Genomic DNA, 17,878 nt, shown 5'->3' on the forward strand with positions numbered 1-17,878 from the left:
CGTCTCCACACGGCGCCCCTCCGAAGTACCGGCGGTGTCGCCGTCGTCGACACCGGTTCGCACACACCGCATCCGATTCATCGATCGCGGACCTGCCGTCGAGCGCAGTGCGCGCAACGGTGATCGGCCCGGGACACATCGCACCGTTCGTGGGTCCATGCCGGTGAGCTCCTCCCGTCGTGGACCGTTGTCGTCACGGCCCTCTGTCTCGTTCGACGCGCCGGGACGCCCGACGGTTCCACTCGGGACGAAATCGGCCGGTCCGATCCGGGATCGAGCGGTCAGATACCCCGTTCGATCACCGCGGCGGTGACGCGGTCGTCGATCGACGACACCGGGTTCTCCCGTGCCACCCAGGGGTCACCGTCGAAGTACTTCGCGAAGATCTTCTCGGCCGTGCGGGTGGCGATCGCCTGCGTCGTCAACGTCGGGTTCGGACCTCCGAGACTGTTGGCGAGCGCCGAGTTGTCGGCGACGAACAGTCTCTTCACCCACCGGGCCTCCGCGTCGGCGTCGAGCACCGAATCCCGGTCGCTCGCTCCCATCCGCATGCTCGACTGCGAGTGCAGGATCAGCGGTGGCCAGTCGCAGCGATGCACCCTCTTCGCGCCCGCCGCTCTCATCAACTCGACGGCCTTGCGGGTCGCGTGGTCACGATTGCGGCGGGTACGCGCCGAGCGCCGACGATGCTGCACGGTCACCCGCGGCGCCAGACCTGCTTCGTCCGGGTACAGGATCGGCGAAAGCGTCACGCGGTTGTCCGGTTCGACGTCGTCGTCCGAGATGACGAGCGCCGCGAGGACCCGGTCGGCGTCGGCCATCGTATCGAGCAGGTCGCGTCCGACGAGCCTCCCCACGCTGTCGGCCCCCGCGGAATCGACGACGCCTCCGGCACGTCCGTACCCGTGGATGCCGGAGTCGCTGAAGTTCAGCGCGTACGCGATCAATGCCGGGGGCAGGCCGACCTGCTCGATCCCGCCGTAGCCGGGCAGATCGACGCGCGCGTTGGAACCCGGGCCGCGCGTCTGCCCGGTGTACTCGTCGAAGACGCCGAAGACCGCGTCCATGTGGTGGTCGGTGAGGCCGCGGCCGACCCAGCCGTTCGGATTCGGCAGCACCGAGTTCAGCCACAATCGTGGGCTCTCGATGCACCCGGCCGCCAGCACCACCACCGGGGCGGTCGCTTCGTGCTCGTCCTCTCCCGTCGTGAACCGCACTCCGCGCGCCACGGTCTCCCCGTTCACCTCCTCGACGAGGATCTCGAAGACCACTGCATCGGCGATCAGGGTGACGGCACGCCCCTGGGGTGACCACGCGTCCGCGGTGAGCATCATCGGCACGTACGAATTGTCGGTGGAGCGTCTGGCCTTGAGATTCCGCGGCGCCCCCAGCGGCAGATAACAGCCCTGATAGCAGTGCCCGCACATCGTGCAGCCCCGCGCTTCGGGATGGTGCAGACGCGCACGGTCGCGGGTGCGGCCGGCGGTACCACCGGGTTGGAGGATCGCGTTCTGCTGTGCGCGGTGGGCGGCCACGGTGGTATCGAGCGAGGTCTGGTGTGGCAGACCCATGGCCGCTGCTCCCCGCAGGAACAACTGCTCCTTGGCGCCCATCGGGGCAGTCTGCACCGGCAGCGTGGCCTCCACCCACTCGTAGTAGGGACGCAGTTCGTCGTATCCGAAGGGGAACAGGTGCGCCGTGTCGTACATGTCGCGGTCGGCGCCGTCGTATCCGGAGAATACGCCGGGTGCCGCCCGCGGCGAGTTGCCGAAGAAGTGGAGCGTGGTGCCACCGACGCCGGATACCTGCCACACGAACGAATTCTGAGGCAGATCTCGGAGCCACGGCGTGCCCGAGCGGTCTCCCGGTCCGTGGCGGAACAGCCCGGTGATCGGATTGTTGAGGTCGTCCTCGAAATGGGTCCACTCGTTCTCCGGGTCGGCGAAGCGGGGACCTGCTTCGAGAACGAGCACGTCGAGCCCGCGCGCCGCGAGTTCCTTGGCCACGACGGGTCCGCCACCCCCGGCGCCGATGACGATGACGTCGGTCATCTATCCCTCCACCTCGTCGATTTCGCCGTAGTAGCCCAGGAACTCGTCCCACCCGTCACTCGGCCCTGTATAGCGGCTCAACTCCCAGCCGACCGGCCGCCCCGTGAGCTCGCGCCGAGTACGGTTGTACGCGGAGACCTCCGAGAACGCCGCGAAGGCCGCCAGCGTGGGAATCGCGTTGACCACGAATTTCAGCACCAGACCTTCGAAACGCGGGTCGGTGTCGAGCCATTCGAAGACCTGCGCCTTCGCGGCATGACTCAGGTTCGCGAACGGCGCTGCGAACGGACCACTCACCGAACGCGGGTCGGCGGTGACACCGAAAGTGTTGAGCAGCACCGCGATCGCCGCGGCGCCGGGCAGGTTGCCCGCCTCGGGTCCGAGCAGCGGCATCGGCGAGGCCTGGTCCAGGGTTCGCTCGAGGGATTCCGCGGTGCCGGCGGTGACGCCGCCGGGCCGGTCGGTCCACACGCCCTGTTGGTGCGAGTACGGGTCGTTGCCGGGTGCGACGAACGCGAGCACCCCGTTGATCGTGTCGCGTACGGGCGGCGTCTCGTTCAGCGGACTCGCGTCGGCTTCGCTCGCGAGCACCCCTGCGGTGCCGATCAACGCCGCCATCGTCGCGGCCGTCCCGGCGAGAAAACGCCGCCTGTTCCAGTACCCGTGCTGCGGGTCGTCCACGTCGCCCCCTCGTCGTTGCCGTGGTGCAGCGTACGAGATGTCGTGGAACGATTGCGGAATGTCGTCCGGATCGTCCGGCGGGTCGCACGGACCGGTGGAGCGATCCACGGAAATCGGGTAGCTCGCTACCCGTGCCGTCCGCGCACGGGGCGTGCAGGATTCGAACACGGCCGATCGGTGCGACGGGGTGGGAATCATGTTGCAGAAGAAGAGGGAGAGCAACCGGTTCGCGTCCGTCCTGGAGACACTCCGAGGCCGGGACGATGCTCCTGCTGATCGTCCCGGCGACGAGCGTCGCGCCGACGTTCTTGCGCCGGCCTCGGACACGGCACCTGCCGGACTGCGCAATGCGACGCCTTCGCGATTGCACATCACCGACGCGGACGGCCGGACGCTCGCGTGCGCACCGCTCGAACGTCGCGTACCGACCGACCCGCAGCGGCAGTGGCCCTGGGAGGCGCTGATCCGCCACGGATAGGTCGTCCCCTCCGCGCCACAGCGGAGACACATCTCGGCGGCACCGAGGCTCGTTCCCGCCGCCGTCTGCACACTGTCACGTTGTGGTGCATGCTCGTGACCAGCGTGGCGGTGCCGGTGGCGGCTTTCGCCACTGGCTGGTGAGGATCGCGGAGGCTCCCGTCGTCGGTGAACCGGTATCCGTGAGGACCGAAGTGCCGGACAACGACCTCCACGACTGCCGCCATCCGAGTTCGAGGATCTCGTCCCTGGACCGACGGTTCACCCCGCCGTGCCGGATCGGGACGATCCTGTGAACGGATTCGAGCAGCGCACTACACAGCGGGAGGACCCATCGCGGTGAAACGGACCGCACCGGCAGCCGGATGCAGGACAATTTCGATAAGGCGAGCGCCCATCGAGAGGAGCCGTGATGAGCACGCCGAGGACGATCACAGGCGAAGTGAGCCCGGAGCGCGATTGCCCGAGCGACTCGTCGCTGGTGCGGTTGATATACCACCGCAACTTCCTGCTCCCGATCGGTGAGGTCTGGGCGGCACTCACCGATTCGGAGAAGCTGGGCCGTTGGTACGGCACGTACATCGGCGACCCCGCTACGGGCCGTGTGCTCCTGACCATGACGGACGACCACGATTCGGCCACCACCTACGTCGACATCCTCCGGTGTTCTCCCCCCGAGGGATTCGCCGTCGACGTGGACGGGTGGCAGCTCGAGGTGGTGCTGCGTCAGGTCGGGAAGGTCACCACCCTCGAGTTCACACACCGGCACGTCCCGCGCTCGGAGGCCGGAGAGATCGGGCCGGGGTGGCAGTACTACCTCGACCGCCTCGACGCAGCACTGGCCGGCACCCGCCCGCCGTTGTGGGACGACTACCTCGACCTGGTCGACGAATACCGCTGACCGGCGCCTTTCGCTGCAGTGATCCGCCCGACGAGCACCACCGGAAATCTCCATCGACGAGTACCGCAGACCGTACAAGGTGGACGAGGTCGCCAACGACCGGATCGAGGAGGTCTGGTTCACGGGCGTCCACTCCGACGTCGGCGGTGGATTCGAGGACTGCCGGCTCGCGGACATCTCGCTCCGCCGGGTCCTCGAGGGCGCCCTCGACCACGGCGTGCTCCTGCGCCGGACGGTGAGCCTGCGGCAGCTTCCGAAACCGGAACAGACGAGCGCGACGGCGACGCCGACCCGGATGAGCCGCATCTGGTGGCTCCTCGGGCGAGGAACTCGTGAGATCCTCGGCGGGGCACGATCGCCCGAAGGACTGAAGATCCACGAGAGCGTCGAGCTCCGGGAGGACGGTCTGGCGACCCGGCTACGGAATCCGCACTGGGTCGATCCGGAGTGGTACACGCCGAAGCGCTACGACCTCGAGGTATCCGGCCATACGAACCGCCGGACCGCGCCGCTCCGCCCCCATCGGAGGTCTCGGCGCACCGGGGTCGGTCACAACTCCCGTGAACGCGACAGCTCCGCCGACCTCGCCCTGAGGTGGCGCCGCTCGGGTTCGGTACCGGCGAGCTCGAGCGCCCGCCGATACGCTTCGGCCGCTTCACCTTTCCGGCCGACCCGAGCCAGCAACTCGGCTCGTGCCACCACGTACGGTCCGTAGTCGCGGATACTCGGCTCGTCGGCGAGTCCGTCGAGGAGTTCGAGTCCGGCCGCGGGCCCGTCGCGCATCGCGACCGCCACGGCGCGGTTCAGTGCGACGATCGGTGACGGGCTCAGGGCGGTCAGTACGTCGTAGAGGGCGACGATCTGCGGCCAGTCGGTGCTGTCGACGTCGCTCGCCTCGTCGTGCAACGCGGCTATCGCGGCCTGCACCCCGTACGGGCCGGGTGGTCGTCCGGTGAGTGCGGCGACCACCAATGCGCTGCCCTCCTCGATCATCGCGCGGTCCCATCGGGTGCGGTCCTGCACGTCGAGCAGCATGACGGCGCCGGTCGGGTCGGTGCGTGCGTCCCGGCGGGCATGGACGAGCAGCATCAGCGCGAGCAACCCGCTCACCTCCCGTTCCGTCGGCATCAGACGGTGCAGGATGCGGGTGAGGCGGACCGCCTCCTCTGCGAGGGCGAGGCGTTGCAGATGTTCACCGCTGCTCGCGGCATAGCCCTCGGTGAAGATCGAGTACAGCGCCGCGAGCACCACCGGCAGGCGCTCCGGCAGCTCGTCCGGTCCGGGTACCCGGAACGGGATGCGGGCACCGCGGATCTTCTTCTTGGCCCGCACGATCCGCTGGGCCATCGTCGGCGACGGGACGAGGAAGGCCCGCGCGACCTCGTTCGTCGTGAGACCACCGAGGCAGCGCAGGATCAGCGCGACGCGGTCGTCCGCCGCGAGGGCGGGGTGGGCGCACGTGAAGAACAGTTCGAGGCGGTCGTCCGTCAGTTCTCCGGCATCGGGCGGTTCGTACGACGCGCGACGTTCGGTGTCGACGGCGAGTTCCGCCAGTCGCGTCGCATACACGCGGTCGCGGCGCACCCGATCCAGCGCTCGGCGCCTGGCCGTGGTGAGCAGCCAAGCGCCCGGACGCTCGGGCACACCGTCGACCGGCCAGTGCACGAGCGCCGCCTCGAGTGCCTCCGATGCGACCTCCTCGGCGAGGTCGAGGTCGCCGAAGCGATGGACGAGCGCGGCGAGGAGCCGGCCGTGTTCCTCGCGGAACACCGACTCGACGGCCGAGGCCGGCTCCCCCATCGCTCAGTCCCCGAAGTCGGCGATCGGCCGCACGACGACCGTGCCGCCGTCCCGCGATCCGGGACAGCGTGCCGCCCAGTCGAGTGCCTCGTCGAGGCTGCCGACGTCGATGACGTCGTATCCGCCGAGCACCTCGCGGCTCTCGCCGAACGGTCCGTCGGTCACCGTGCGTCGTCCGTCCGCGTCGACCTGCACGGTCGTCGCGGTGACGAGATCCTGCAGGGCGTGCCCGGACACGAGGACACCCGCGTCGCGCATCGCCTTCTCGTAGTCCTGCCAGTCCTCGACGGTGCAGGTGGCCTCGTCGGTCGTGGATGCGTAGATCAACAGCATGTACTTCATGGCGGTCGCTCCCGTCTGTGTGGTGTTCGTCCTACACCATCACGACGAACGGACACCTGCCGGATCGACGCCCGACGAGAAATTTTTTCTAACCGCTGTTGCGCAACGCCGTGGCGAGACCGTTCATCGTGATCTGGATACCGCGCCGGACACGGTCGGTGTCCTCACCGGCACGGAACCGGCGCAGCAACTCGACCTGCAGGTGGTTGAGCGGTTCGAGATACGGGAACCGGTTGTGCAGCGACCGCTCGAGCGCCGGATTATCCGCGACGAGCGAGTCGTAGCCCGTGATCTGCCGGTAGGCGTCGACTGTACGGGCGTGCTCGTCGACGATGCTGCCGAACACCCGCTCGCGCAGTTCGGTGTCCTCGACGAGTTCGGAGTACCGGGCGGCCAGGCCGAGATCGGACTTGGCGAGCACCTGCGCCATGTTCGACAGCACCGAACGGAAGAACGGCCAGCGACGGTAGAGATCCTGCAGGGTCGCCAACCGGTCCGGATCACCAGCCACCCAGTCCTGCACAGCCGTTCCCGTGCCGTACCAGCCGGGGAGCATCACGCGGCTCTGGGTCCACGAGAGCACCCACGGGATGGCCCGCAGGTCGCTGATCGCCTTCGTCTGCTTACGGGAGGCGGGACGGCTGCCGATGTTGAGGGCACCGATCTCCGAGACCGGCGTCGCGGTGGTGAAGTACTCGACGAATCCCGGTGTCTCGTGCACGAGTCGGCTGTACGCGGCGCGAGCGAGGTCGGCAAGTTCGTCGAGGATGCGGTAGGCCTCCGGCGCGTCCTTCCCGAGGCCTTCGACATCGAGCAAGCTCGACTCGAGGGTCGCCGAGACGAGCGCCTCGAGGTTGCGGCGGGCGAGCACCGGTTCGCGGTACTTCGCGGCGATGACCTCGCCCTGCTCGGTCAGACGCAACGAGCCCTGGACCGCGCCGGGAGGCTGGGCCAGGATGGCGTCGTAACTCGGTCCGCCACCGCGACCGACGGTGCCGCCGCGACCGTGGAACAGGCGCAGCCGGATCCCGGCGGTGCGCGCCGCCTCGACGAGATCGAGTTCCGCGCGGTAGAGCGCCCAGTTGGCGGTGAGATAACCGCCATCCTTGTTGGAATCGGAGTAGCCGAGCATGATCTCCTGCAGTCCGTCGTGTCCGTCGACGAGGCTGCGGAACTCGGGCACGGCGAGGGCGGCGGTCAGCGTGGCGGCACCGCCGCGCAGGTCGTCGATCGTCTCGAACAGCGGGATGACCTGCACCGTGCTGCGCGGATAGCCGCGGTCGAGGTCGAGCAGCCCGACCTCCTTGAGCAGGACCTCGACCTCGAGCAGGTCGGACACCGAGGTGCACATGCTGATGATGTAGTGCTCGATGGCGGCCGGTCCGATGCGACGGACCACGTCGGCGGCAGCACGCAGGATGCCCAGTTCCTTGGCTGTCTCGTCCGACAGGTGGGCGTCGGGGGTGGTGAGCGGGCGGCGGATCCGCAACTCCGCGGTGAGCAGCGCGACCTTGTCGTCCTCCGGCAGGTCGCGGTAGCGGTCGGTCACTCCCGCCCAGGAGAGCAGTTCGGCGACGACGTTCTCGTGGACCTCGGAATTCTGACGCAGGTCGAGTGGCGCGAGGTGGAAGCCGAAGACCTCGACGGCGCTGCGCAGGTGCGCGAGTCGATCGTCGGCGATCACGGTCGCTCCGCCGGCGCGCAGCGAGGCGTCGACGATGTTCAGGTCGGTGTGCAGGCGGGCCGGGGTGGCATAGGGCTCGCACGGGATACGCACCGTGTGGGGCAGATCCACGCCGGGCAGCAGCCTGCCCGCGGTGGCGGTGAGGCGAGCGCGGATACCGTGTACGGCGCGTCGGTACGGCTCGTCGCTGTGGGCGGGATTGTCGTCGCCCGAGTCGTCGGCGAGCTTCTTCAGGGCGCTGCTGATGGTCGCGGTGCGTTCGGACATCGACAGTTCGCGTTCGAGCGCGGCGAGTTCGGTGAGGTGATGTCGCAGCGCGGTCTCACAGGCGCGATTCGCGGCCGTAGTGACGACCTCGCCGTCGACGTTGGGGTTGCCGTCGCGGTCGCCGCCGATCCAGGTTCCCGGCCGGACCAGCGGTTCGGTGAGCACCGCCGCGTCGGGCCAGCGTCGCCGGAGTTCGCGTCGCACTTCGGCGTTGAGGGCGGGAACGACGTCGAACAGTGCGAGGTCGTAGTAGCGCAGACCGTTGTCGACCTCGTCGATGATCCTCAGGCGCGCGAGCCGGATGAGCGCGGTGTCCCAGAGGGTCAGGATGTGCCGGTACAGGGCGCGGTCGATTTCCTCGAGCGCGGCGGGTTCGTCGGTCCTCTCCCGGCGCCGCATGAGTTCGGTGACGGCGGTCTGGACGTCGAAGACGGTGCGTCGGCGGGTCTCGGTGGGATGAGCGGTGATGACGGGGGCGACGAGAGCCGACGCGAGCGCGTCGGTCACGGTGTCGGCATCGAGGCCCGGACCGGCGGCGTCGAGCTTGGCGTAGGTGGCGGCGAGGCTGCTGTCCTGCGGTGGGTCGCCTGCGCGCACGTGCAGGGCTCGACGTCGTTCGCGGTGCAGATCCTCGGCGAGATTGGCGAGCAGACCGAAATGGCTGAACGCCCGGGCGACGGGAATCAGGTCGTCGGTGGCGACGCCGGCGAAGCGTTCGGCGAGTTCGGTGCGGTCGATCTCGGAGCGCCGGATCCGGAAACTCTCCACCCGGGCCGATTCGACCAGGTCGAAGGTCTCGGGTCCTGCCTGCTCACGGATGACGTTGCCGAGGATGCCGCCGAGCAGGCGGATGTCCTCGCGGAGGGGTTCGGTAGCAGAGGCAGGCACAGTGTCCGTCATACGGCCAGTATCTGTGCCCGGCGGCCGGGGCGCGACCGCGGCAGCGTCCGTGCACGTGCGGGGATCAGCTGAACTTGATCTGCAGTCCGATGCCGAGGATCGAGATCACCCAGATGATGCCGGTGAAGACGGTGAGACGGTCGAGGTTCTTCTCCGCCACCGTCGAGCCCGAGAGATTGGACTGGACTCCGCCACCGAACAGGCTGGACAGACCACCGCCCTTACCGCGGTGCAGCAGCACCAGCAGGATGAGCAACAGGCTCGTGACGATCAGGAGGATGTCCAGGAACAGTTCCATGTCGGTGTTCGATGTCCTTCGGATGGTGGGCGACGTCGGCGTCAGCTTACCCGCTCGTCCTGTGGGGACGCTGCGGGTGTGCCGGGGACGCCGGGTGGGCGAAATGCGGGCGGGGTGCAGCATCTCGTCGAGATCCTGCACCCCGCCCGATGCCGGTCGCTCTAGAGGAGCGGACCGCCTGCGGCGATCGCCGACAGCTGAGCGAATTCGTCGGCCTTGAGGGAGGCGCCTCCCACGAGGCCGCCGTCGACGTCGGTCTGAGCGATGAGCTCACCGACGTTCTTGGCGTTGACCGACCCGCCGTACAGGACTCGGACCGATGCCGCGACCTCGGGCGAGGCCAGTTCGGCGAGGGTACTGCGCACCGCGGCGCACACCTCCTGCGCGTCGGCCGCCGAAGCAACCTTGCCCGTGCCGATGGCCCAGACCGGCTCGTACGCGACGACGATCTTTGCGATCTCGTCGGCGGACAGGCCGGCGAGCGAGTTCTTCAACTGCTCGACGTTGTACTCGACGTGGTTGCCGGCTTCGCGGACGTCGAGTCCTTCACCGATGCACACGATCGGAGTGAGACCGTGCCGCAGCGCGGCCTTGGTCTTGTCGCGGACGATCTCGTCGGTCTCACCGTGCAGGGTGCGACGCTCGGAGTGCCCGACGATCACGTAGGTGCAGCCGAGCTTCGCGAGCATCGCGCCGGAGATCTCGCCGGTGTAGGCGCCGGAGTCGTGGACCGAGATGTCCTGGGCTCCGTAGGTGATGCCGAGCTTGTCGCCCTCGACGAGGGTCTGCACCGAGCGGATGCCGGTGAACGGCGGGATGACCGTCACGTCGACCTTCTCGAGGTACTTCTCGGGAAGGGTGAACGCGATCTTCTGCACCAGGGCGATGGCCTCGAGGTGGTTGAGGTTCATCTTCCAGTTGCCCGCGATGAGCGGTGTCCGTGCCATGACCGTCAGCCCTCCAGAACTGCGATGCCGGGCAGTTCCTTGCCCTCGAGGTACTCGAGGGAGGCGCCACCACCGGTGGAGATGTGGGAGAAGCGGTCCTCACCGAGTCCGAGCGACCGCACGGCCGCAGCGGAGTCGCCGCCACCGACGACGCTGAACGCGCCCTTGCCGGTTGCCTCGATGATCGCTTCCGCTACACCCTTCGTGCCCGCCGCGAAGTTCTCGAACTCGAACACGCCCATCGGGCCGTTCCAGAACACCGTCTTCGCCGAGCCGAGGAGCGAGGCGAAACGCCGCACGGACTCCGGTCCGATGTCGAGGCCCATCCATCCGTCGGGGATGGAGTCGGCCGCGACGGTCTGCGACTGTGCGTCGGCCGCGAACTTGTCGGCCACCACCACGTCCTGAGGGATGTGGATGACGTCGCCGAAGCGTTCGAGCAGTTGCTTGCAGGTGTCGATCATCGACTCCTCGAGCAGCGACGTGCCGACCGAGTAGCCCTGTGCCGCAAGGAAGGTGAAGCACATGCCGCCACCGATTACGAGCGTGTCGACCTTGGGTGCGAGCGCCTCGATGACCCCGAGCTTGTCGGAGACCTTCGAGCCGCCGAGCACCACGGCGTACGGACGCTCGGTGTCGGTGGTGAGCTTGGCGAGCACGTCGACCTCGGCCGCGACGAGACCACCCGCGTAGTGCGGGAGCAGCGTCGCGACGTCGTAGACCGACGCCTGCTTGCGGTGCACGACACCGAAGCCGTCGGAGACGAATGCGCCGTCGTCGCCGACGAGCTCGACGAGCTCACGGGCGAAGGCGAGCCGCTCGGCATCGTCCTTGCTGGTCTCGCGAGCGTCGAAGCGGACATTCTCGAGCAGGAGGATGTCGCCGTCGGTCAGCCCTTCGGAACGCGCCAGCGCATCCTGGCCGACGACATCGGAGGCGAGCTGGACGTTGCGGTCGAGCACCTCACCGAGTTTCGCTGCGACGGGCGCGAGCGAGTACTTCGGATCCGGCTCGCCCTTGGGGCGGCCGAGGTGCGCGGTCACGACGACCTTGGCCCCGGCCTCCGCGAGCGTGCGGATGGTGGGCGCGGACGCGAGGATGCGGCCGGCGTCGGTGATCGTGTCGCCGTCGAGCGGGACGTTGAGGTCGGAGCGCACGAGTACGCCCCGACCCTCCACACCTGCGTCGAGCAGATCCTCGAGGGTCTGAACTGCCACTGTTCAAATGTCCTGTTCTACGAGTTTCAAAGAGACTTGCCGACGAGACCGACGAGGTCGGCAAGACGATTCGAGTAGCCCCACTCGTTGTCGTACCACGAGACGACCTTGACCTGCTCGTCGATGACCTTGGTCAGAGGCGCGTCGAAGATCGACGAGTGCGGGTCGGTGACGATGTCCGAGGACACGATCGGATCGGTGTTGTACTTCAGGATGCCCTTCAGCGGACCCTCCGCGGCAGCCTTCAGTGCGGCGTTGACCTCATCGGCGGTGGCCTTCTTGGTGAGGGTCGCGGTGAGGTCGGTGACCGAGCCGGTCGGGACCGGGACGCGCAGCGCGTAGCCGTCGAGCTTACCGAGCAGCTCGGGGAGCACGAGGCCGATGGCCTTGGCGGCGCCTGTGCCGGTGGGGACGATGTTCAGGGCGGCAGCGCGGGCGCGACGCAGATCCTTGTGCGGTCCATCCTGCAGGTTCTGGTCCTGGGTGTACGCGTGGATCGTGGTCATCAGGCCCTTCTCGATGCCGAACTCGTCGTTCAGCACCTTGGCGAGGGGGCCGAGGCAGTTCGTGGTGCACGAGGCGTTGGAGATGATGTTCTGCGTGCCGTCGTACTTGTCGTGGTTGACGCCCATGACGATGGTGATGTCCTCGTCGGTGGCAGGCGCCGAGATGATGACCTTCTTGGCGCCGGCGTCGATGTGCCCCTTCGCCTTGGCGGCGTTGGTGAAGATGCCGGTGGACTCGACGACGACGTCGACACCGAGGTCGCCCCACGGAAGAGCGGAGGGGCCCTCCTTGATCGAGAGGGCCTTGATCTTCCGATCGCCGACGACGATGTCGTCGCCCTCGACATGCACGTCCTTGTCGAGGCGCCCCAGGATCGAGTCGTACTTCAGGAGCGTCGCGAGGGTGTCGTTGTCGGTGAGGTCGTTGACGGCAACGATCTCGATGTCGGTGGTGCCGAGTGCCTTCTGTGCCTCGACCGCCCGGAAGAAGTTGCGCCCGATGCGTCCGAATCCGTTCACGCCTACGCGGACAGTCACAATGAAGCTCCTTTGCCCAGTATTCCGATGGTCGTACTTGTGTGACCTTCACCCTAGTGGGGTTCGGTCGTACTGTGGGGAGCCGCCCGGCCGTGGCGCGAACTCCCTTGCAAGCCTGCCCCGCTATGCCTCGTCCAGCAACTCAGCGGTGACGGCCGACTCCGTATCGGGGATCCCGAGTTCCTTCGCGCGACGATCCGCCATCGACAGCAGGCGGCGGATCCGTCCCGCGACGGCGTCCTTGGTCATCGGCGGATCGGCGAGCTGGCCGAGCTCCTCGAGGGACGCCTGACGGTGCTGCACGCGCAGCGCGCCGGCGGCAGCGAGGTGGTCGGGCACGTCGGCGCCGAGGATCGCCAGCGCCCGCTCGACCCGCGCGGCGGCCGCCACGGCGGCGCGTGCGGACCGGCGCAGATTGGCGTCGTCGAAGTTGGCGAGGCGGTTCGCGGTCGCCCGCACCTCCCGGCGCATGCGGCGCTCCTCCCAGACCAGCCGGGTGTCCTGCGCGCCCATGTGGGTGAGCAGCGCGCCGATGGCCTCGCCGTCGCGGATCACCACCCGGTCGGCGCCGCGCACCTCACGCGCCTTGGCAGTGACGCCGAGCCGGCGGGCGGCGCCGACGAGCGCGAGGGCGGCCTCCGGGCCGGGGCAGCTCACCTCGAGCGCCGAGGAACGGCCCGGTTCGGTGAGCGAGCCGTGGGCGAGAAACGCCCCGCGCCACGCCGCGGCGGAGTCGGAGACGCTGCCGCCGACCACCTGTGCCGGCAGTCCGCGCACCGGTCGTCCGCGACCGTCGAGCAGACCGGTGCGGCGGGCCAGCGCCTCACCGTCCTTCCCGACACGGACGATGTACCGGGAGCTCTTGCGCAGACCACCCGCGCCGAGCACCTGAATCTCCGCGGGATAGCTGTAGAGCTCGAAGATCTCGCGGCGGAGGCGACGTGCGATCGATCCGAGGTCGACCTCGGCCTCGACGACCACTCGCCCGGCGACGATGTGCAATCCCCCGGCGAAGCGCAGGAGGGCGGACACCTCGGCCTTGCGGTTGCTGATCCTGGTGACCGACAACCTGCTCAGCTCGTCCTTGACCTCCGCTGTCATTGCCACGAGACGCTCTCCCTCCCACCCCCGCGTGTGGCACGGACTCCACCGCGCGAGGACAGACATGTTTCCAGTGCCCCCGCCAACTTGGCGGGGTCGTGTCGATGCGTACCGGTCTCGGCGACGTCGACGAACGAGACGTCCGCTCCGAATCGGGCCGCGGACCGGCTCAGGTGCTCGCGCTCGCGTCCTTCCGGTACCGAGGCAGCATCCACGACGACCTGGTCGACACGGAAATCGGGGGCGTGCTGGGCGAGAACGTGCAGGTGGCGTTCCGCGGAGAAGCCTGCGGTCTCCCCCGGTTCCGCCGCGAGGTTGAGCACGAGGACCTTGAGCGCCGTCGTGTGGACCAGCGCCTCGTGCAGGTCCGGGACGAGCACGTGCGGGATGACGCTCGAGAACCAGGATCCCGGGCCGAGCACCACGAGATCGGCCTCGCACACCGCGTCGAGCGCAGGCGGGCAGGCCGGCGGATCGGCGGGAATCAGCCGGACCCGGCGCACCTTGCCCGGGGTGGTCGCCACCGCGACCTGCCCCCGGATGCAGCGGCTCACCCGCGGGTCGGATTCGAGTCCCGACACGTCGGCCTCGATGTCGAGCGGGATCGGCGACATGGGCAGCACACGGCCGCGCACGTCGAGGACGCGGGCGAGCATGTCGAGGGCGGTGACGGTGTCGCCCGCGACCTCGGCGAGCCCGGCGAGGATCAAGTTGCCGACCGAGTGCCCGGCGAGGGCGCCCGTGCCCCCGAAGCGGTGTTGGACGGTCTCGGTCCACACCCGGACCTCGTCGTCGCGGCCGGCGAGCGCTGCGAGCGCCATGCGCAGGTCGCCGGGTGGGACGACGCCGAGTTCGGCGCGCAGCCGTCCCGAGGACCCTCCGTCATCGGCGACGGTCACCACGGCGGTGACCCGGTCGGTGAGGCGCCGGACGGCACTGAGCGTCGCGTACAGGCCGTGTCCGCCACCGAGAGCAGTGATCGCGGGGCCGGGCACCGCCCCGGAGCTCGGAGCGCTCTCGGAGTACGGCGTGCTGTCGGAGTCGGGAGTCTCGGCGGCGTTCACTCGCGCCCCAGATCCCGGTGCACCACGTTCACCGTCAGATCCGGTGCCTGCTCGAGGCGTGCAGCGAGGGCCTCGGCCATCGCCACGCTCCGGTGTTTCCCTCCGGTGCAGCCCACTGCAATCGTCATGTAGCGCTTCCCCTCCCGACGGTAACCGGCGGTCGTCAGATCGAGCAGCCGGTGATAGGTGGCGAGATAGTCCTCGGCACCGTCGCGGGAGAGTACATAGTCGCGCACCGCCGCGTCCTGCCCGGTGTGCGGCCGCAATTCGGCGATCCAGTGGGGGTTCGGCAGGAACCGCACGTCGCACACGACGTCGGAGTCCATGGGCAGGCCGTACTTGAAGCCGAACGACTCCACGGTCACCCGGATGGTGTCGGATGTCGCGTCGCCGAAGGCCGCCTCGATCTTGCGACGCAGATCGGGCCCGGACAGCGCGGACGTGTCGATGACGAGGTCGGCCGCGGCCTTCACGGGAGCGAGCTGCTCGCGTTCGACGGCGATGCCGTCGGTGAGCGTGCGATCGGCCGTGTCGCACTGCAGCGGATGACTGCGGCGTACCTGCTCGAACCGCCGGACGAGCACCGAGTCGGCCGCTTCGAGGAACAGCACCCGGGTGTTGACCGGGCGGGCCGCCAGATCGGTGACGACGCGTTCGAGGTCGCCGGTGAACAACCGGCTGCGCACGTCCATCACCACGGCGAGACGTTGCAGCGGAGGTTCGGCCTGCACCGCGAGATCGATCATCGACAGCACCAACTGGGGCGGGAGGTTCTCCGCGACGTACCACCCGAGATCCTCGAGGGCGGTCGCCGCAGTACTCAGTCCGGCTCCGGACAGTCCGGTGACGACGATGACCTCGGCCTGCGCCGGCCGTTCACCGTCGACACCCTGTTCCGAACCGTCCGCCATCCCCGGGATCCGACCCACTTCGGTCACTGTTCCGACTCCGCTCGTACTCCCGACACGCCGACGGAGCCATCATCGCCTACCGGCGTGTCGCCCGCATCCGCGGCCGTCGGGGCATCGGTGTCCTGCGGCGACTCGGCCGGAGCCGGTACGTCGCCCCGCAGCGCCTCGAGGACGGCTTTCGCCGTGGCCTGCCCGATCCCGGGCACCGCGGTGATCTCCTCGACGCTCGCCTCGCGTAGCCGCGCGACCGACCCGAAGTGGGTGACGAGCGCCTTGCGTCGGGTGTCGCCGAGACCACGAACCCCGTCGAGAGCGGAGGCGGTCATGCGCTTGGACCGCTTGCTGCGGTGGTAGGTGATCGCGAAACGGTGTGCCTCGTCGCGGATACGCTGCAGCAGGTACAGCGACTCGCTGGTGCGCGGAAGGATCACCGGGTCCTCCTCCCCCGGCACCCACACCTCCTCGAGACGCTTCGCGAGCCCGACGACCGCGACATCCGTGATACCGAGTTCGTCGAGGACCTCGGCCGCGGCCGCGACCTGCGGCGCACCACCGTCGACGACGAACAGGTTCGGCGGGTAGGCGAACCTGCGCGGACGGCCCGTCGCCGGGTCCAGTGCTGCTTCGGGCGCGAGGTCCCCGCCGTCGCCACCCTCCGGAACGGATCCGTCCGAATCGGCCTGTCGGGCGAGGTCGCGGTTGTGGCGGAGGAAACGCCGGCGGGTGACCTCGGCGATCGAGGCGACGTCGTCGGAGTGCCCGTCGCCCGCGGCGTGCTTGATGGCGTAGTGCCGGTAGTCGGACTTGCGGGGCAGTCCGTCCTCGAAGACGACCAGCGATGCGACGACGTCGGTGCCCTGCACGTGGCTGATGTCGACACACTCGATACGCAGCGGCGCCGAGTCGAGGTCGAGGACGTCCTGGATACCCTGCAACGCCGCCGATCGGGCATTGAAGTCGCCCGCGCGCCGCAGCTTGTGCTGGGCAAGTGCTTCCTTGGCGTTGCGTTCGACCGTGTCGGCCAGTGCCTTCTTGTCGCCGCGCTGCGGGATGCGCAGACGCACGGGACCGCCGCGCAGACGCCCGAGCCAGCGGCTCATCTCATCCGGGTCGGGCGGCAGGGCGGGGACGAGCACCTCGCGCGGCACGGCACTGGTGGCGTCCGCGTCGTCGGTGCCGAGCGCGGCCTCCTCGCCGTAGAACTGGGTGAGGAACTGTTCGACGAGCAGCGAGAGTTCTTCGGCGTCGTCGGTCCCCTCGGCGGCCTCGACGCCTTCGATGTCGCGGTCCTCGGGACGGTCGAGCACGTCGCCGGACTTCTCGACGACCCAGCCGCGTTGACCCCGCACGCGACCGCCGCGCACGTGAAAGACCTGGACGGCCACCTCGAGGTCGTCGCCGGCGAACGCCACGAGGTCGGCGTCGGTACCGTCGCCGAGCACGACGGCCTGCTTCTCGAGTGCCTTGCGCAGTGCCCCGAGATCGTCGCGCAGGCGGGCTGCGGTCTCGAAGTCGAGTTCCTCCGCGGCGGCCTGCATCCGCTTCTCGACATCGCGGACGAGTTTGTCGGTGCGACCGGCGAGGAAGTCGCAGAAGTCCTCGACGATGCGGCGGTGTTCGTCGGCGGAGACGCGTCCGACACACGGCGCGGAGCATTTGTCGATGTAGCCGAGCAGGCACGGGCGGCCGATCTGCGCGTGCCGCTTGAAGACCCCGGCCGAGCACGTGCGCGACGGGAACACCCGCAGCAACAGGTCGAGGGTCTCGCGGATCGCCCAGGCATGCGAGTAGGGACCGAAATAGCGCACGCCCTTGCGGCGCGGCCCCCGGTAGACGAACAGACGGGGGTATTCCTCGTTCAACGTGACCGCGAGCATCGGGTACGTCTTGTCGTCGCGGTAGCGGACGTTGAACCGCGGATCGAACTCCTTGATCCAGTTGTACTCGAGTTGGAGTGCCTCGACCTCGGTGCGCACCACCGTCCACTCGACCCGGCCCGCGGTGGTCACCATCTGACGGGTGCGCGGATGCAGCGAGGCGATGTCGGCGAAGTACGAGTTCAGGCGGGACCGGAGATTCTTCGCCTTGCCGACGTAGACGACCCGGCCGTGCGGGTCGCGGAACTTGTAGACCCCCGGCTCCGTGGGAATGGAACCGGGGGCTGGGCGATATGTCGAGGGGTCGGGCACAGGTC

The 17,878-nt window shown here is 68.8% G+C and carries 15 protein-coding genes and 1 pseudogene; 3 read left to right on the forward strand and 13 right to left on the reverse strand.

Going from position 1 to position 17,878, the window contains the following annotated elements; translation table 11 throughout:
* Positions 1–281 precede the first annotated feature (281 nt).
* Positions 282–2,051 (reverse strand): GMC family oxidoreductase N-terminal domain-containing protein, encoded by a 1,770-nt coding sequence (locus tag BLV31_RS14860; RefSeq protein ID WP_064060305.1) that lies wholly within the window; start codon positions 2,049–2,051, stop codon positions 282–284.
* Positions 2,052–2,732: a twin-arginine translocation signal domain-containing protein gene (locus BLV31_RS14865; protein WP_254778510.1), complete on the reverse strand. Its 681-nt coding sequence runs from the start codon at positions 2,730–2,732 to the stop codon at positions 2,052–2,054. It lies immediately after the preceding gene.
* 196 nt (positions 2,733–2,928) lie between these two features.
* On the opposite strand from BLV31_RS14865, the gene BLV31_RS24715 reads away from it, so the two are divergent.
* From BLV31_RS24715 to BLV31_RS25890, 3 genes and pseudogenes are all read left to right on the forward strand, one after another.
* Positions 2,929–3,210: a hypothetical protein gene (locus BLV31_RS24715; protein ID WP_139192958.1), complete on the forward strand. Its 282-nt coding sequence runs from the start codon at positions 2,929–2,931 to the stop codon at positions 3,208–3,210.
* A 411-nt stretch (positions 3,211–3,621) separates the two neighbouring features.
* Positions 3,622–4,110 (forward strand): SRPBCC domain-containing protein, encoded by a 489-nt coding sequence (locus BLV31_RS14875; RefSeq protein ID WP_019289288.1) that lies wholly within the window; start codon positions 3,622–3,624, stop codon positions 4,108–4,110.
* A gap of 52 nt (positions 4,111–4,162) precedes the next feature.
* A pseudogene (locus BLV31_RS25890) lies at positions 4,163–4,288 on the forward strand (phospholipase effector Tle1 domain-containing protein); the annotation flags it as partial.
* Between the two features lie 371 nt (positions 4,289–4,659).
* Here BLV31_RS25890 and BLV31_RS14885 read toward each other — a convergent pair.
* The 11 genes from BLV31_RS14885 to uvrC form a co-directional block, all read right to left on the reverse strand.
* Positions 4,660–5,910 carry an RNA polymerase sigma factor gene (locus BLV31_RS14885; RefSeq protein WP_006551482.1) on the reverse strand — a complete coding sequence of 417 codons (1,251 nt, stop codon included), beginning with the start codon at positions 5,908–5,910 and terminating at the stop codon, positions 4,660–4,662.
* 3 nt (positions 5,911–5,913) lie between these two features.
* The gene (locus BLV31_RS14890; RefSeq protein ID WP_019289286.1) at positions 5,914–6,252 is read right to left on the reverse strand and encodes a YciI family protein; all 339 of its coding nucleotides are present in this window, start codon (positions 6,250–6,252) and stop codon (positions 5,914–5,916) included.
* 88 nt (positions 6,253–6,340) lie between these two features.
* Positions 6,341–9,103, reverse strand: a complete 2,763-nt coding sequence (gene ppc, locus BLV31_RS14895) for a phosphoenolpyruvate carboxylase (protein ID WP_064060302.1) — start codon at positions 9,101–9,103, stop codon at positions 6,341–6,343.
* A gap of 64 nt (positions 9,104–9,167) precedes the next feature.
* Entirely contained in the window at positions 9,168–9,401 is a 234-nt protein-coding gene (gene secG / locus BLV31_RS14900) for a preprotein translocase subunit SecG (protein ID WP_006551479.1), read from the reverse strand.
* Positions 9,402–9,562: 161 nt separating this feature from the next.
* Positions 9,563–10,348: a triose-phosphate isomerase gene (gene tpiA, locus BLV31_RS14905; protein WP_033096619.1), complete on the reverse strand. Its 786-nt coding sequence runs from the start codon at positions 10,346–10,348 to the stop codon at positions 9,563–9,565.
* 5 nt (positions 10,349–10,353) lie between these two features.
* A complete protein-coding gene (locus BLV31_RS14910; protein WP_006551477.1) occupies positions 10,354–11,565 on the reverse strand; it encodes a phosphoglycerate kinase in 1,212 nt (403 codons plus the stop codon).
* Between the two features lie 26 nt (positions 11,566–11,591).
* A complete protein-coding gene (gene gap, locus BLV31_RS14915; protein WP_006551476.1) occupies positions 11,592–12,608 on the reverse strand; it encodes a type I glyceraldehyde-3-phosphate dehydrogenase in 1,017 nt (338 codons plus the stop codon).
* A gap of 123 nt (positions 12,609–12,731) precedes the next feature.
* A complete protein-coding gene (gene whiA, locus BLV31_RS14920; RefSeq protein ID WP_006551475.1) occupies positions 12,732–13,715 on the reverse strand; it encodes a DNA-binding protein WhiA in 984 nt (327 codons plus the stop codon).
* Positions 13,706–14,773, reverse strand: coding sequence for a gluconeogenesis factor YvcK family protein (locus BLV31_RS14925; protein ID WP_033096618.1), 1,068 nt, complete (start codon positions 14,771–14,773; stop codon positions 13,706–13,708). The genes whiA and BLV31_RS14925 overlap by 10 nt, the downstream gene beginning before the upstream one ends.
* Positions 14,770–15,684 carry an RNase adapter RapZ gene (gene rapZ, locus BLV31_RS14930; protein ID WP_064060301.1) on the reverse strand — a complete coding sequence of 305 codons (915 nt, stop codon included), beginning with the start codon at positions 15,682–15,684 and terminating at the stop codon, positions 14,770–14,772. The genes BLV31_RS14925 and rapZ overlap by 4 nt, the downstream gene beginning before the upstream one ends.
* Positions 15,685–15,707: 23 nt before the next feature.
* A complete protein-coding gene (uvrC, locus tag BLV31_RS14935; protein ID WP_064060300.1) occupies positions 15,708–17,873 on the reverse strand; it encodes an excinuclease ABC subunit UvrC in 2,166 nt (721 codons plus the stop codon).
* Positions 17,874–17,878 lie beyond the last annotated feature (5 nt).

This window comes from Rhodococcus pyridinivorans, assembly GCF_900105195.1.
Taxonomy (GTDB): Bacteria; Actinomycetota; Actinomycetes; order Mycobacteriales; family Mycobacteriaceae; genus Rhodococcus; species Rhodococcus pyridinivorans.